17 protein-coding genes and 1 pseudogene are annotated in these 15215 nt (G+C 73.4%); 10 read left to right on the top strand and 8 right to left on the bottom strand.

Annotation, left to right across the window (positions count from 1 at the left end):
* From RIM90_RS13925 to RIM90_RS13910, 4 genes are all read right to left on the bottom strand, one after another.
* On the bottom strand, window positions 1-656 hold a 656-nt coding region (locus RIM90_RS13925; RefSeq protein WP_309060993.1), incomplete at its 3' end, for a helix-turn-helix domain-containing protein.
* 185 nt (window positions 657-841) lie between these two features.
* Complete coding sequence (locus RIM90_RS13920; RefSeq protein WP_309060992.1) at window positions 842-1534, bottom strand: phosphatase PAP2 family protein; 693 nt, start codon at window positions 1532-1534, stop codon at window positions 842-844.
* Between the two features lie 126 nt (window positions 1535-1660).
* Window positions 1661-2596, bottom strand: coding sequence for a M56 family metallopeptidase (locus RIM90_RS13915; protein ID WP_309060991.1), 936 nt, complete (start codon window positions 2594-2596; stop codon window positions 1661-1663).
* A 101-nt stretch (window positions 2597-2697) separates the two neighbouring features.
* Entirely contained in the window at window positions 2698-3240 is a 543-nt protein-coding gene (locus RIM90_RS13910) for a DUF5134 domain-containing protein (protein ID WP_309060990.1), read from the bottom strand.
* Between the two features lie 189 nt (window positions 3241-3429).
* On the opposite strand from RIM90_RS13910, the gene RIM90_RS13905 reads away from it, so the two are divergent.
* Together RIM90_RS13905 and RIM90_RS13900 are read left to right on the top strand one after the other, a co-directional pair.
* Window positions 3430-5109 (top strand): FUSC family protein, encoded by a 1680-nt coding sequence (locus RIM90_RS13905; RefSeq protein ID WP_309060989.1) that lies wholly within the window; start codon window positions 3430-3432, stop codon window positions 5107-5109.
* Entirely contained in the window at window positions 5106-5741 is a 636-nt protein-coding gene (locus RIM90_RS13900) for a MarR family transcriptional regulator (protein WP_309060988.1), read from the top strand. The genes RIM90_RS13905 and RIM90_RS13900 overlap by 4 nt, the downstream gene beginning before the upstream one ends.
* Window positions 5742-5825: 84 nt before the next feature.
* Here the strand turns inward: RIM90_RS13900 and RIM90_RS13895 are convergent, their stop codons facing one another.
* Entirely contained in the window at window positions 5826-6590 is a 765-nt protein-coding gene (locus tag RIM90_RS13895; RefSeq protein WP_309060987.1) for a VOC family protein, read from the bottom strand.
* 180 nt (window positions 6591-6770) lie between these two features.
* Here RIM90_RS13895 and RIM90_RS13890 point away from each other — a divergent pair, with 180 nt between their 5' ends.
* Window positions 6771-7685, top strand: a complete 915-nt coding sequence (locus tag RIM90_RS13890) for a GNAT family N-acetyltransferase (RefSeq protein WP_309060986.1) — start codon at window positions 6771-6773, stop codon at window positions 7683-7685.
* Between the two features lie 10 nt (window positions 7686-7695).
* Here the strand turns inward: RIM90_RS13890 and RIM90_RS13885 are convergent, their stop codons facing one another.
* On the bottom strand, window positions 7696-8088 hold the full coding sequence (locus RIM90_RS13885; protein WP_309060985.1) for a VOC family protein: 393 nt from the start codon (window positions 8086-8088) through the stop codon (window positions 7696-7698).
* Window positions 8089-8181: 93 nt separating this feature from the next.
* Between RIM90_RS13885 and RIM90_RS13880 the strand changes: the two genes are divergently transcribed.
* A complete protein-coding gene (locus tag RIM90_RS13880; RefSeq protein ID WP_309060984.1) occupies window positions 8182-8724 on the top strand; it encodes a GNAT family N-acetyltransferase in 543 nt (180 codons plus the stop codon).
* Between the two features lie 4 nt (window positions 8725-8728).
* Here the strand turns inward: RIM90_RS13880 and RIM90_RS13875 are convergent, their stop codons facing one another.
* On the bottom strand, window positions 8729-9442 hold the full coding sequence (locus RIM90_RS13875) for a glycerophosphodiester phosphodiesterase family protein (protein WP_309060983.1): 714 nt from the start codon (window positions 9440-9442) through the stop codon (window positions 8729-8731).
* Between the two features lie 252 nt (window positions 9443-9694).
* On the opposite strand from RIM90_RS13875, the gene RIM90_RS13870 reads away from it, so the two are divergent.
* The 6 genes and pseudogenes from RIM90_RS13870 (at window position 9695) to RIM90_RS13845 (ending at window position 14202) form a co-directional block, all read left to right on the top strand.
* Window positions 9695-11092 carry a DUF6421 family protein gene (locus RIM90_RS13870; RefSeq protein WP_309060982.1) on the top strand — a complete coding sequence of 466 codons (1398 nt, stop codon included), beginning with the start codon at window positions 9695-9697 and terminating at the stop codon, window positions 11090-11092.
* A gap of 38 nt (window positions 11093-11130) precedes the next feature.
* A complete protein-coding gene (locus tag RIM90_RS13865) occupies window positions 11131-11877 on the top strand; it encodes an SDR family NAD(P)-dependent oxidoreductase (RefSeq protein ID WP_309060981.1) in 747 nt (248 codons plus the stop codon).
* The gene (locus tag RIM90_RS13860) at window positions 11874-12944 is read left to right on the top strand and encodes a low specificity L-threonine aldolase (protein ID WP_309060980.1); all 1071 of its coding nucleotides are present in this window, start codon (window positions 11874-11876) and stop codon (window positions 12942-12944) included. The genes RIM90_RS13865 and RIM90_RS13860 overlap by 4 nt, the downstream gene beginning before the upstream one ends.
* A 75-nt stretch (window positions 12945-13019) precedes the next feature.
* On the top strand, window positions 13020-13610 hold the full coding sequence (locus tag RIM90_RS13855) for a transglutaminase domain-containing protein (protein ID WP_309060979.1): 591 nt from the start codon (window positions 13020-13022) through the stop codon (window positions 13608-13610).
* Window positions 13607-13702 (top strand): annotated as a pseudogene (locus RIM90_RS13850) (cytoplasmic protein); the annotation flags it as partial. The gene RIM90_RS13855 and the pseudogene RIM90_RS13850, both read left to right, overlap by 4 nt.
* A gap of 47 nt (window positions 13703-13749) precedes the next feature.
* The gene (locus RIM90_RS13845; RefSeq protein WP_309060978.1) at window positions 13750-14202 is read left to right on the top strand and encodes a Tn3 family transposase; all 453 of its coding nucleotides are present in this window, start codon (window positions 13750-13752) and stop codon (window positions 14200-14202) included.
* A gap of 251 nt (window positions 14203-14453) precedes the next feature.
* Here RIM90_RS13845 and RIM90_RS13840 read toward each other — a convergent pair whose 3' ends face one another.
* Entirely contained in the window at window positions 14454-15182 is a 729-nt protein-coding gene (locus RIM90_RS13840; protein WP_309060977.1) for a lysophospholipid acyltransferase family protein, read from the bottom strand.
* Window positions 15183-15215: the final 33 nt, after the last annotated feature.

The following is a 15215-nucleotide window of genomic DNA, read 5'->3' as shown; positions in this document are numbered from 1 at the left end:
CCGGTCGCGAAGAACCGGGCCAGGTCCGTCCGGCCCGTCCCACACGTCCCGCCGGAGACCTCGGTGCCCGGCGGGACACCCATCTCCCAGTCGAGCCGGTAGCGCTTGAACAGCTCCGCGCGCAGCACCGGAACGGGCATCGGCACGCCCGGGACCAGGGCCGCGAACACGGCCCCCATCAGCAGGGCGCGCAGCATCGGATAGTCGGTGTCGACGTCGCAGGAGCCGTGCCGGGCGACGGTGTCCCTCAGCAGCTCGGCCAGCCGCCGCTGCTCGGGGCACATGACGAATCCCTCGGCCTGCAGCAGGCCGGCCATGTGCTGGCGCATCAGCACCGGCCGGTCCCGCGCCAGGCCCAGGATCGCGTCGATGGCCCGCGCCATCCGCTCCCGGCCGTCCTCGGTGCGCGGCTCGCGCTCCAGCGCCTCCTCCAGGGTGCGGTGCATCAGCCGGTGCACGGCGGACTGCACGAGCTGGCGTTTCCCCGGGAAGTAGTACGAGACCAGGCCGCGCGCGGAGCCCGCCCGGTCGGCGATGTCGCCGAGCGTGGTCGCCTCGTACCCGTGCTCGTTCACGAGCTCGACAGCCGCGTGCAGAAGCCGCTCCTTCGAACGCCTCCGCAACTCTTCATTGACCAGGGCGCTGCGCGGGGACATGCTTGACTCCTGCGTTGACTGGCTGACAGCCAACTATACTCAGCGCATCCGGTCGGACCCTCCGGGGTCCTCTTCCGGGCTGCCGTCCGTCTCGGGCGACGCGGGGGATCGCCCGAGACGGTCGGCAGGGGCCGGTGGAAGCCCCGGGCCGCCACCGCCGGGACCCCGCGGTGCGGGTGCGCGGCTCACGGGTGCCGGCGCCGGTGGACCCACACCGCCGCGGCCACCACCAGCGCGCCGAGCAGCCAGCCGCCGAGGACGTCCGTGGGCCAGTGGACGCCGAGCCAGACGCGGGTGAGGCCGACGCCGGTCACCGAGAGGACCGCCAGGAGCAGCGCCGTGCGCCACGCGAGGCGGCCCACGCCGTGGCGGTGCAGGAGCCACAGCAGGAGTCCGCAGACGACCGTGGCGGTCATGGCGTGGCCCGACGGGAAGGCCGCGTAGTGCGCGGAGTCGACCGGGTCGGGCCAGACCGGGCGGGCGCGGTCCACCGCGGCCTTCAGGCCCTGTTGCACGGCCGTCCCGAGGGCGACCGTCACCACCAGCCACATCGCCGCCCACCGGGCCGCGTACCGCCACGCCAGCAGTGCCGCCGCCACGCCGCACAGCACCCGCATCGTCCACGGGTCCCAGACCCAGTCCGTCAGGACCCGGGCCGCCTGCGTCAGTCCGGGTTCCTCGACCGCCCAGCGGTGGGTGGTGCGGGAGATGTCGCCGTCCAGATCGAGCAACGGACGCCACTCGACGGCGACCAGGGCCAGCAGCAGCGCCGAGCACAGCGCCAGGACACCGGTGGAAAGCGCCAGGACACCGGTGGAAAGGGCGGAGGGACGGTGGTTTGTGGACCGGGCTGGGGAATCGACGTGGGGGGTGTGCATGCGGCGATCCTCGCCGACCGGTGGGGTCCGGGGCCAGTCGCCCGTCTCCGTCCTGCCGTCCGGGGCCGGTCACCCGGGTCCGTCGGGCCGTCCGGGGCCGTCCCCGGCCCGCCCCGGGACCACCGGCTATCCCAGTGCCCGCAATCCCGGGACGAACGCCACCAGTACGGGGACCACCGGCACCAGTGACGCCGCGGCCGTCAGCCGCAGCCGCCGTCCCGCCGTCAGCCGGTCCGGCGGAGTGAGCAGCCGGCGGACCCGGGCCGGGACGTGTGCCTGCGCGGTCGGGCAGGGGCCGAACACCCCCCGGTGCTCGTTGAGTTCCACCAGGGCGAGGGCCGTGGTCAGCCGGCCGAAGCGGCGGGACGCGGTGTCGTCGGCGGCGAGTTCGACCAGCCGGTGCATCTCGTCGCGGAACGCGGCGAACACCGGCACCTGCGGGAACCCGTCGGCCAGCGCGGAGGAGCAGTGCAGCAGCCAGTCGTGCCGGGCCTGCGCGTGCCCCCGCTCGTGTGCGAGGACGGCATCCAGCTGCCGGCCCTTCAGCCGGCGCAACGCGGCCGTGGTGACGACCAGTTGGGGCGGGGCGCCGGGAAGCCACCAGGCGTCGGGCCGCTCTCCCTCCAGGACCACCAGCCGGTCGGAGCCCGGCTCCTCCTCGGGCAGCAGCGGGGCCCGTACCCGCAGTTCGGCCCGGCGCGCCCGGCGCCGGGCGCGGGCCCGTGCGATCTCCCGGGCCAGCATCGCCGCGCTCCACATCCCGCCGCAGGCCAGTACCACCGCGGTGGTCGCCGCCCAGGGCCCGGCCGTCCCCAGGGCGTACGCCTCCGCGACCGCGCGGGGTGCGGTGGCGAACACCCGGCCGCCCACCGCCCGCCAGGCGGCCGCCGCGCTGAACGTCATCGACAGGGCGCAGCACAGCAGCACCGCCGCGATCACGCACTGCCACACCCACAGCGCCACCACCGGTTCACGGTCCGGCCAGTCGGCCCGGGCGAGCAGCCGGGGGCCGGCGACGGCGGTCAGGATGCCGAGCAGCAGCAGGGCCGCGGGGAGCATCATGCGTGCAGCCTATGAGCACCTGCCGCCCGTGAGCACGGCTCGCCGGGGCGAAGTGACACAGCCGACGGTCCCGCGTCGTGACCGCCGGACCCCGGCTCGCCTCACATCGTCAGCAGCATCGCCACCATCGCCATCCCCATGGACAGCCGGCAGACCCGGGCCAGCTCCGGCCGGTCGCCCCATCCGGGGGATCCCCCGGTGACCGCCACGGCGGGCACGGGCACCAGCCGGACGCCCGTCACCAGCACGTATCCGGTGAAGTAGAGCAACAGGATTCCGGTCAGCAGGGGGATACCCGAACCGCCGTGCCCGTGACCGGGGGACGTGGCCATCGTCACCGCCATGTAGACCATGGCCCCGGCCCCGACCAGGTGGTGCAGGTGACGCGCGCTCGCACGGGCCGTCCACAGCGCGTGCAGCCCGGCCACGCCGAACACCACCGCATGGGCGGACCAGGCCCACGACGGCGGGGTGAACACCGCCGCCGGCACGGCCATCGCGGCCATGCCGAATCCCATGAGCGCCTCACCGCCCGCGGCGCGGCGCTGCTCCTCGACGCTGCTGCGCATCCGCAGCAGGCAGTAGGCCCCGGCCGCCGCGCAGAGCGCGACCAGCAACCAGCCGGACGACGCCGGTCCGTGCACGCGCACCTCCCCCTCGACCCGTTCCAGCGGACGGTCAAGGGATGCCCCGGCCCGGCGGCGTGCACGCGAGCGCGAGGAAGTGCACGGGGAGCGTTCGGGGGAGCGCGGCCGGCCGGCGCGGGGGTGGCGCGGGGCGGTGCACGCCAGACACATGATTTACAAGTAAAATACCTGTTAACCTTGCTCTTCATGAGCAGTGCGAGCCCCACCCCCGCCGTCCCGCCCGCCCGGCGCCTCCCGGTCGCCGGTGCGCTGCGCCTCGGACGGCCCTCCGACATCTGGTTCAAGCCGGCCCTCAGCGTGGTCGTCGCGGTCGCACCGCCCAGCCTGCTCCTGGTGGCGCTCGGCCGGCTCGACCTGGCGGTGTACACCATGGCCGGGTCCCTGTGCGCCCTCTACACCCACAACCGCCCGTACGCAGCCCGGGCCAGGGCGCTGGCGGGAGTGGTGCTCGGCATGCTCGGCGGCCTCGCCGTGGCCCTGGTCGCCGCCTCCCTCACCGGGAACGCGGCCGTCCTGGTCACCGTCGGCGCCGTGCTGGCCGCCGTCCAGAAGGTGCTGTGCGACGCCACCCGCATCGGCCCGCCCGCCCATGTGGTCCTCACCTTCGTCAGCTCGGCCTCGCTGTTCGTCCCGCAGACCCTCGGCCAGGTCCCCGGCCATCTCGCGCTCGCCGCCGCGGCCGGCGTGTGGGCCTGGCTGGTCGGCATGGCGCCCGCGCTGGTCCGGCCGCACGGCCCGGAGCGCCGGGCCACCGCCCACGCCCTGAACGCCGCCGCCGCGTACGCCGAGACCGCGGGCGCCGGCGACGGTCACCCCGGGGCCCGTGCCGCCGCCTACGCCGCCGTCCAGGCCGCATGGCAGTCGCTGTCGGCGGGGACCCGTTCCGCGGCCACCCGCCGCGCCCTCGAGCGGCTCGTGGTCCGTGCCGAGGTCGCGCTCGCCGCGCCGGCCGACGTGGACCCCGCACGCCTGCGCGCCTGGGCCCGCGCCCTGCGCGGCACGGGCCGCGTCCCGCACACCGACGACCCCCGCACGGACGCCGACGAACTCCTGGGCGTGGCCGCGGAACGCGCCACCGCGCCGCGCCCCCTGTGGAGCAGGCTCGGACCGCTCACCCCGATCGCCGTCCGCACCGGGCTCGGCTGCGCGCTCGCCGGCCACGCCTCCCTCGCCCTCGGCATCGGCCGCCCCTACTGGGCCCTGGTCACCGCGGCGTCGCTCTACCAGGCCAACCTCACCCTCACCTGGAACCGGGCCGTACAGCGCGTCGTCGGCAACCTCGTCGGCGTCCTGCTCTTCGCCGCCGTGGCGCCGATCGCCCACCTCGGTCCGCTCGCCCTCGTCCTGTGCTGCCTCGCCTTCAACTTCGGCGCCGAGGCGCTCATCGGCCGCAACTACTGGCTCGGCAGTGTCTGCGTGACCCCGCTCGCGCTGCTCGTCACCGAGTTCGCCGGCCGCCAGCACCCCGGCGACCTGGTCACCGAGCGCGTGGTGGACACCCTCGTCGGAGCCCTGGTCGGGTTCGCCGCCGCCGTGGCCGTCACCAACCGGCGGGCGGGCGATCGCGTCGAGCGGGCGCTCACCGCCGTCGACCGTGCCCGCGAGGGCGCCGCCCGCCTGCTGGCCGATCCGCAGGCCGCGCCCACGGCCCTGGAGGGCGCCCGCCGCGGCCTCGTCACCGCACTGGTCGACCTGCGGGCCACCGCCGACGCCGCGGCCGGTGAATGGTGGCAGCGCGCGCTGCCGCAGGAGCGGGTCGTGCTCGCCGAGCAGGCGGCACACCGTACGCTCGCGGCGACGGTACGACGCCAGGGGCTGTTTGCGGACCCCGGCACGAGCACGCACACGGAGGACGTACGGCCATGACGGCGACCGAAGGACCATCGGCCGGCGAAGGAGCACCGGTGACCGGCGGCGACGGCCCGACGGCCACCGAGGGGGCGTCGGCCGCCGGAGGGACGGGGCCGGCGAGCGGGCCCGAGCCCGGCCGCGGGCGGGGCGACACCGTCGCCGCGGTCGTCCGGCAGTGGCGGGCCGTCCACCCCGGCCTCGACACCGGCCCCATGGAGGTGATCGGCCGCATCAACCGCTGCGCCGCCCTCCTCCAGCAGGCCGAGGACGCCCCGCTGCGCCGGGCCGGTCTGACCCGCCCCGAGTTCGACCTGCTCGGCGCGCTGCGCCGCACCGGCCACGAACTGACCCCGAGCGAGCTGGCCCGGGAGACCTTCTCCTCGGGCGCCGCCGTCACCAAACGCCTCAAGCAGCTCACCGAGCGCGGGCTGGTGGAACGCCGCGGCGACACCCGTGACCGCCGTGTCGCACACGTCCGCCTCACCGACGCCGGGCGCGACCTGGTCGACGGCGTCCTGCCCGCGCAGCTCGCCTACGAGACCACCGTGCTGTCCGGCCTGGACGGACCGGAACTCGGCGAACTCGCCGCCCTGCTGGGCGAATTGCTCGGGCAGCTGGAAGGCCGCCTGGGCGCCCTGCGGGCCTGAGACCGGCCGCGGCACCGGGCCCCGGGACACCGCCGGGCCGGGGGTTCCGCCCGGTGCGCGTCGCGCGTTCCGGCCCACCGGGCCTCAGTCCCAGTCGCCCGCCCGGTACACGCCGAACATCGCCCCCTGCGGGTCCCGGAGCACCGCGATGCGCGGGCCGTCGGCCAGGGAGGTGGGCTCCATCAGCACGCTGCCCCCCGCCCGCGTCGTCGTCAGGGCCGCGGCGTCCACGTCCTCGACCGCGAAGTACGGCAGCCAGTGCGCCGGCACCTCGTGCGGGAACTTGTCGTCCATCGGCACCATGCCGCCGAACTCCGTGCCGTCGACGCCCCACCGGGGGTACCGCGGGGAGGGCCCCACGCTCCAGCCGAACACGCTGGTGTAGAAGGCCACGGCCTCCTGCGGCGCGCGGGTCAGCAGTTCCACCCAGCCCAGCGACCCGGGGGCGTTGAGCAGCCCGGCGCCCGGGAAGGTGCCGGGCTGCCACAGCTGGAAGACGGCACCGGACGGGTCGGCGGCCACCGCGGAACGGCCCGCGTCGAACACGTCCGCCGGGCCGAGGAGCACCGTCCCGCCCGCCGAGGCCACCGCGCGGGCGGCGGCGTCGGCGTCGGCCACCGCGAACGACACGTTCCAGGCGACCGGCTGCGACTGCCGGTACAGCGGTGCCAGCGCGGCGACCGCGGCGTCGCCGCGATACGCGACCGTGTGACCGCCCGCCTCCTGGCGCGGATCCGTCTTCGGGCGCCAGCCGAACAGCCGCGTGTAGAACCGCTGGGCGGACTCCGGGTCGCTGGTCCCCAGCTCGGCCCAGCACGGCCCGCCGGTCACCGGCGCGGTCAGCTTCATGGCGCTCCTTCCGCGGGGTCCCCTCCCGGGTGCACCCTCTCCAGCACGCTAAGCCCGGCTCCCGCCCCCGGCCATCCGGCGCGAAAACCGCTGGTGCGGGGCGACGGCAGGCCCTATCCTCAGGCCCGTACCGCATCGCATGGCGGCCACCGGTTCTTTCACCCCGCCCGGAGGTACCCCATGCCCGCACCTCAGGTGCGCCCCTTCCGCCGTGCCGACCGCGACCAGCTCACCGCCCTGGTCAACACGCATGTGGCGGCCGTCGTCCCCGGCGTCTCCGTCTCCATGAACACCGTGCTCAGCGACCTGGAGCGCCAACCGGACGAGTTCGTCACGGACCCCTGGGTGGCCGAACGGGCGACGCTCGTCGCCGAGCAGCACGGACACGTCGTCGCCGGGGCCCATCTGCTGCGCTACCGCGCCGACGCCGAGGTCGGCGCGTCCTATCGGGACGCCGGCGCGATCGACTGGTTCGTCTGCCGTCCGCCGGCGTCCTTCCGGCCGGACGCGCGGGAGGCCGCCGATCTGCTGATGCGGGCCTGCCTGGCCCTGCTCGCCCGCTGGAACGTCCGCGTCGGGTACGCCGACGGCGCGCTGCCCGCCCCCGTCGTGTACGGCCTCCCCCGGAACTGGCCGCACATCCGCGCGGTCTACGAGGACGCGGGCTTCCGCCACGTCGGGGACACCGAGGTGATCCTCCTGGCCCGGGTGGCCGACCTGCCGCGCACCGAGCCGGGCGAGCGCCTCGCGGTCGAACGGACCGTGGGGGAGTGCGGCACCCGCCTCACGGCCCACGCCGACGGAAGCGCCCTCGGCTTCATCGAGGTCGACACGGCCCTGGCCCGCCCGGAACGCCACACGCGCGCCGCCGGCCTCGCGGACATCGGCAACCTGCACATCGACCCCGCCGCGTACGGCACGGGTCTGGAACGCCGGCTCCTCGCCCACGCCGCCGACTGGCTGCGCCTGTGCGGTGTCGACCGCCTGGTCGCCTACGAGGCGGAGACCGACCGCGCCGCGCTCGGACACCTCACCGGCGCCGGTTTCCGCGAGCTGACCCGCACCGACCGCGGCTGGGAGCACCGCCCCGGCTGACCGGCCGCGCTCAGATCCCCGGCCGGTGGCGCAGGGGGTGGTCCGACGGGACCTCGACCAGCACGATCGGTGTCCCGTCCGGATCCGCGATCCACATCTCGACCAGCCCCCACGGCTCCTTCACCGGCGGCCGGACGATCTCGACGCCCCCGTCCCGCAGCTCCTCGTGCGCCGCGTTCACGTCCTCGACCTGGAGCCACAGGCGCACGGCGGGGGACGGGACCGTCTCCGAGCGGCCCGAGAGCTCCAGGAAGCCGCCGCCCAGGAAATAGACGGTGCCGCGCTCCGGACCCGTGCCGAACTCGCGGTACACGGCCAGGCCCAGTTGCCCGCCGTAGAAGGCGCGGGAGCGTTCGGGGTCGGTGGGACGCAGGAGGATACGGCTGCCGAGTACATGCACCATGCGGCCGAGCGTAGCGCCCGGGTTAGTCTCGTCCCCGGCCGAGCCGCGCCGGAACGCGCCACAGACGCAGCAGAGAAATCGGAGAAGCGCCCCATGGAATTCGCCACCGACACCGCGCTGACCTTCCGCGACGCCACCGACGCCGACGTGGACGCACTCGTCGCGCTGATCGAGTCGGCCTACCGGGGGGATTCCAGCCGCGTCGGGTGGACCACCGAGGCGGACATCCTCCAGGGGCAGCGGACCGACCCGGAGGGCGTGCGGGAGGTCGTCGCGTCCCCGGGCAGCCGGCTGCTGACGGTGGAGCGCGACGGCCGGATCGTCGCCTGCTGCCAGCTCGAGCACCGCGGCGCGTACGCCTACTTCGGGATGTTCGCGGTCAGCCCCGCCCTCCAGGGCGCCGGACTCGGCAAGACGATCATCGCGGAGGCCGAGCGGCAGGCCCGTGAGACCTGGGGCGTGCGCGAGATGCACATGACCGTGATCTCCGTGCGCGAGGACCTGATCGCCTGGTACGAGCGGCGCGGCTACCGCCGTACGGGAGAGACGAGCCCCTTTCCGTACGGCGACGAGCGCTTCGGCGTCCCGCTCCGCGACGACCTGGAGTTCGAGCTGCTGGTGAAGGAACTGGCCTGACGGCTCACGCGGTGAAGCGCCCGGTGCGTTTGATCTCCGGGTAGTCGGTGGTCGCGCCGTCCAGCCCCAGGGCCCGGACCAGTCTGAGGTGGTCCTGGGTGTTGACCACCCAGCCGATGACCGCCAGCTCCGCCTCGCGCGCGTGCTCGACGATCTCCAGGGTGAGCCGGCGGATGTTGAGACAGACGGTCGAGGCACCGGCCGCGACCGCCCGCTCGACGATGTCGCCGGGGGTCCCCCCGCTCGAGCGGGTTCGAGAGGGGGAGAGGCTGTCGATGAGGGCGGTGCGCACGCCGGGCACCAGCCGTGCGATCTCGATGATCGCCTCGTCGTGGAACGACGAGACCTCGACCCGGCCGGCCAGCCCCCGTTCGTTCATCACCTCGGCCAGCGCCCTGGCCGCCCGCACGTCCTTGATCTCGGCCTGCAGCGGGGTCCGGACGGCGTCGAGCACCTCTTCGAAGACGGGGACCGGCTCGCCGCGCCCGGCGTCCAGGGCGCGCAGCTCGGCGAGGGTCTTGTCGGCGATCGGGCCCGTGCCGTCCGTCGTGCGGTCCACATCCGTGTCGTGCATGACGACGAGCGCGCCGTCCTTGCTCAGATGCAGATCGAGTTCGATGACGTCGAGGCCCGCCTCCTGGGCGGCGGTGAAGGACCGGAGGGTGTTCTCGGGTTCGACACCCATGACTCCGCGGTGACCGATGGTGAGGAAGTTCAAGATCCGACTCGCTTCCGTCGACGGCGGCGGGGGCCGCGTCCCTACGGCCCTCCTGGACCGTATCGCCTGTGCCCGCCCCGTCCAGGGGGTGAACCCCGGTCGCGCGGAGCGTCGCCCGTATGCATGGCCGACAGGAAAAAGTGCGGTGAACGCGGGGTCGAGGCAGGATATTTTCCCGAGGTGCCCCTTGCTGGGAGAAACCTCGTATGTATACGGTCTCCTTACGCGAGGTTCTCCTGTGGAGGATGGGACATGACGGAAATTCTTGTGCAGGTGGGTGCGGAGGAGAAGGTTCCTTCGGTGGGCAGGGTGGTGGAGCACCCGGCGTGGCCCGTGCTCAAGGATGCCGTGGAGCGGATCAGGCCCTGGCAGTCCAAGGACGGGTCGATCGACTTCGACGCCGAGGGCGCCCCGGACCGCGCCGACGCCGAGCGCGCGGTGCGGGAGGTGGTCGAGGCCGTCGAGCGGCTGTCCCCGCTGCTGCCCCACGACCGCGCCTACCACGAGGCCCTGGCGAAGGACCTGAACCGCTGGGCCGAGGGCGGCTTCGAGGTGCCCGACTTCCTCGACTCGCTGCTGGCCTTCCAGCCGGCCGCGCACCGCGAGGACGGACTGCAGCACCTGGTCGTCTTCCCGATGTACACGCAGAACGGCAACCCGGACCGCAACCTCGAGGCGGTCGTGCTGCGCATGGTCTGGCCTGACTGGCTGGCCGAACTGGAGCGGACCCGGTACGACAACCCGCTCTTCTGCGGCATCACCTTCGAGGACTTCACCGCGGGCTACGACACCAACTCCGCGGTCCTCTTCCCCGAGACCATCGCCGTGCGCGAGGCCCCCGAGCGGTTCACCTGGGGCGGCATCTTCTGCGACCGCGAGGCCGCCCGCTTCCGCCGGGTCACCGCCGCCGCCGTCGACATCCTGGGTCTGGAGCTGCCCGAGGACGTCGCCGCGATGGTCCACGACCAGAAGCGCTGCGAAGAGGCGTTCGTGCTCTGGGACATGATCCACGACCGCACCCACAGCCACGGCGACCTGCCGTTCGACCCGTTCATGATCAAGCAGCGCCAGCCGTTCTGGATGTACGGCCTGGAGGAGCTGCGCTGCGACCTCACCGCCTTCAAGGAGGCCGTGAAGCTCGCCGGCGACGGCGTCCCGCAGGCCCGGGACGTGCAGGTCGCGGTGCTCTTCGACCGGATGTTCCGCTTCCCGGTCACCGGTGAGCGGGTCCGCAACTACGACGGCCTCGGCGGCCAGCTCCTCTTCGCCTACCTGCACAAGCACGACGTCGTGCGCTGGACCGACAACAAGCTCTCCATCGACTGGGAGCGCGCCCCGCAGGTCACCAACCAGCTGTGCGCCGAGATCGAGAAGCTCTACCGCGACGGCATCGACCGCCCGAAGCTCGTCCACTGGTTCGCCGGGTACGAGCTGGTGTCCGCCTACCTCTCCCCGCACCCGGGCTCGAAGTGGGCCAAGGGGCCCGAGGCCCTGGACCTGTCGCAGCCGCCGCGGAAACTCGTCGACGACGTGCTTCCGGACGAGTTTCCGCTGAGCATGTTCTACGAGGCACTCTCCAAGAAGCTGAAGAACGTGATCGCCTCCACCAAGGGCATCACGGCGGACGGTGCCGAGCGGGTCGCCGCGTGAGCGATCGCGTATCCACAACTGCTCAGGAGGCGAGGACCATGGGGCACGGGGCGCTCGACGGTGCGGTGATCGCGGTGGCCGGCGCGGGGGGACCCGCGGGGCGTGCGGCACTGCTCAGGCTGGCCGAGGCGGGGGCGACCGTCATCGGCTCCGACAACGACCCGGAGCGGCTGGCCGAGGCGGTGGACGCGGCGCGCTACGCGCACGGCGGCGCCACCGTCACCGGTGACACGGTCGACCTGCTCGACCTGGACTCCACCCGCGACTGGGCCGCCCGCACCGAGAAGGAGTTCGGCCGCGTCGACGGCCTGGTCCACCTCGTCGGCGGCTGGCGCGGCAGCGAGACCTTCACCAAGACCAACCTGGACGACTGGGACCTGCTGGAGCTGCTGCTGGTGCGCACCGTGCAGCACACCTCCCTCGCCTTCCACGAGGCGCTCCAGCGCAGCGACCGCGGCCGGTACGTCCTGATCAGCGCCGCCGGCGCGAGCAGGCCCACCGCGGGCAACGCGGCGTACGCCGCCGCCAAGGCCGCCGCCGAGGCGTGGACGCTCGCCATGGCCGACTACTTCCGCAAGGCCGGGGGCGAGCAGGGGCCGACGTCGGCGGCTGCGATCCTGGTGGTGAAGGCGTTGGTGCACGACGCGATGCGCGCCGACCGCCCCAACGCGAAGTTCGCGGGCTTCACGGACGTCAGGGAGCTGGCCGAGGCCATCGCCGGGGTCTGGGAGAAGCCCGCCGCGGAAGTGAACGGAAACCGTCTGTGGCTGACCGAGAAGCCGTGAACCCACCGAGGACCGACGCGCGTCGTCATCACGACCCGGACGTCCGCGGATTCGCCAGCGACAACTACGCCGGGGCCCACCCGGAGGTGCTCGCCGCCCTGGCCCTGGCCAACGGCGGGCACCAGGTCGCGTACGGCGAGGACGCGTACACCGAGAACCTCCAGCAGGTGGTCCGCAGTCACTTCGGCCCCACGGCCGAGGCGTTCCCGGTCTTCAACGGCACCGGCGCCAACGTCGTCGCGCTCCAGGCGGTCACCGACCGCTGGGGCGCGGTGATCTGCGCCGAGAGCGCCCACATCAACGTGGACGAGGGCGGCGCGCCGGAGCGGGTCGCCGGGATCAAGCTGCTCACCGTGCCCACCCCGGACGGCAAGCTCACCCCCGAGCTGATCGACCGGCAGGCGTACGGCTGGGAGGACGAGCACCGCGCGATGCCGCAGGTGGTGTCCATAGCCCAGGCCACCGAGCTGGGCACGGTGTACACCCCGGACGAGATCCGCGCCATCTGCGAGCACGCCCACGCCCACGGCATGAAGGTGCACGTCGACGGCTCCCGGCTGGCCAACGCCGCCGCCACGCTGAACGTGCCCATGCGCACCTTCACCAACGCGGTCGGCGTCGACATCCTCTCCCTGGGCGGCACCAAGAACGGCGCCCTGTTCGGCGAGGCGGTCGTCGTCCTGAACCCGGACGGCATCCGTCACATGAAGCACCTGCGCAAGCTGTCCATGCAGCTCGCGTCCAAGATGCGCTTCGTGTCCGTGCAGTTGGAGGCCCTGCTGGCCCGGGACCTGTGGCTGCGCAACGCCCGTCACGCCAACGAGATGGCCCAGCGCCTGGCCGAGGGCGTGCGCGCCGTGCACGGTGTGGAGATCCTCTACCCGGTGCAGGCCAACGCGGTCTTCGCGCGCCTGCCGCACGACGTGAGCGAGCGCCTGCAGAAGCGGTTCCGGTTCTACTTCTGGGACGAGGCCGCGGGTGACGTCCGCTGGATGTGCGCCTTCGACACCACCGAGGACGACGTGGACACGTTCCTGGCGGCGCTCAAGGAGGAGATGGCGCGCTAGCAACACATGCATAGGTATGCGGCCGATCGGAAATGCATTGACTGTCGATCGGTCGCTTCCCTATGCTCTGACCGCATGCAGCTGATCCAGGAAACTCCCGACCTCTCCGCCTACTTGGCCGCCGACGAGGCCGTCGACCATCACCATCCGCTGGTCCGGGAGACGGCCGCGAGCCTCGCCGAGGGGGCAGCCGACTCGTATGACTATGCGCGGGCGGCGTTCGAGTACGTACGCGATCGCATCCCGCACTCGCAGGACTCCGGCGATCTCCGGGTCACCTGGCGCGCCTCCGACGTGCTGGAACGGCGCACCGGCATCTGCTACGCCAAGGCCCACGCGCTGGCGGCGCTGCTCCGGGCCGAGGACATCCCGACCGCGTTCTGCTACCAGAACCTCGGAGTCGTGCACGGGCTGGTCGCCGTCCGCTTCCACGGGGCCTGGCACCGGCAGGATCCGCGGGGCAACAAGCCGGGGGTCGACGCGCAGTTCTCCCTGGACGGCGAGCGCCTGGCCTTCACGCCCGATGCCGCGTCCAACGAGATGGACTACCCGGTCCTCCATGCCGCACCGCATCCGGTCGTGCTGAACGCCCTCCGGGCCGCCTCCGACCGGCCGCACCTGTGGCGGACACTCCCCACCGCACTCCGAGCCGAGGCGGGACCATGACGCTCACCCTGACCGTGTCGGACGAGGTGCGCGCCCTCGCGTCCGGCTTCCCCCACGTCGCCGTCGAGGCCCACGACCTGGTCAGCGGGCCGTGCGCTCCTCGGCACGCCTGTCGAGTACCTGTCTGCTGAGCGTGGTCGTGCCCGGAACGCTGTGCGACTCCCCGTTCATCCTGGACGCCACCCGTGCCCGCGACGGCGGTCCGAAGCCGGAGACCGTCATCACGGACACCGCGTCGTACTCGGACATCGTCTTCGGCCTGTTCGCGATCTGCGGCTACCGGTTCCCGCCGAGGATCGCCGACATCTCCGACGCGCGGCTGTGGCGGACGAACACCGCGGCCGACTACGGCCCGCTCCAGCCGGTGTCCAAGCACGCCGTCCGCCTCGACCGCGTCCGCGCGCACTGGGGCGGCATGCTCCGCGTGGCCGGCTCCCTCACCCTGGGCGAGGTCCGCGGCCACGACCTGATCCGCATGCTCTCCCGAGACGGCAAGCCCACCGGACTGGCAGACGCCTTCGCGCACTGCGGGCGGATCTTCAGGCCCTGCACCTGCTCCAGTTCCTCTCCGACGAGGGGTACCGCCGGATGATCGGAGCCCGGCCCCGGGGCGCGGATCACCGTGCACCCCGCCGAACCGGCGGCGCTCGCCGGCCCGCCGGGCACGCGTGACGGGGGACGGGCCGGACGGGCCTCGGCGGACGTGCGACCGGGGCGCCCCGCTCCCGGGATCCCGTCGGAGCCGCCGACGGCGAAGTGCGCGGCCTCGCCGGCACAACGGGCGGCGGATCCCCGTCACGGCGGGACCCTGTCGACCGCGCGGGGCACCCGGGGCGGTGGGTGTCAGCCGGCCTCGGCCGCGCGGACCTGCTCCGGCGTCGGAGCCGTGCCACCGAGGTGCGCCGGCATCCACCAGGTGTCGTCCGGGCCCTTGGGGCGCACCGGGTAGGCGCGCTGCGCGGCCTCCAGCAGTTCCTGGACCCGCTCGCGCAGCTGCCGGGTGATCGCGCCCGCGTACTTGTCCCTGGACGCCTCGATCGCCTCCCCGACGCGGATGGTGATCGGGGTGTGGCTGCGCTTGAAGTTGCGCGGGTGGCCCTTGGTCCACAGCCGCTGGGTGCCCCACACCGCCATCGGGATCAGCGGCACGCCCGCCTCCTGCGCCAGGCGCGCGGCACCCGACTTGAAGCTCTTCAGCGTGAACGACTGCGAGATGGTCGCCTCCGGGAAGACGCCCACGATCTCGCCCGACCGCAGCGACTGCAGCGCGTGCGCGTACGCCGCCTCGCCCTGGTTGCGGTCCACCGGGATGTGCTTCATCCCGCGCATCAGGGGGCCGGAGACCTTGTGCCGGAAGACGGACTCCTTCGCCATGAAACGCACGAGCCGCTTCTGCGGGAGCGCCGCCAGGCCGTTGAAGACGAAGTCCAGGTAGCTGATGTGGTTGCTCACCAGTACGGCGCCGCCCGAGCGCGGGATGTTCTCCGACCCCTGGCAGTCGATCTTGAGGTCCCACACCTTGAACAGGGTACGGGCGAAACCGACGACGGGGCGGTAGACGAGTTCTGCCATGGGCGGGTTGGAACCCTTCCTTCTCTGCCTGGG

The sequence above is a fragment of the Streptomyces sp. genome, from assembly GCF_031181555.1.
GTDB lineage: Bacteria > Actinomycetota > Actinomycetes > Streptomycetales > Streptomycetaceae > Streptomyces > Streptomyces fimbriatus.
The sequence above is the reverse complement of the archived record's forward strand: the minus strand, read 5'-3'. Positions and strand labels throughout refer to the sequence as shown.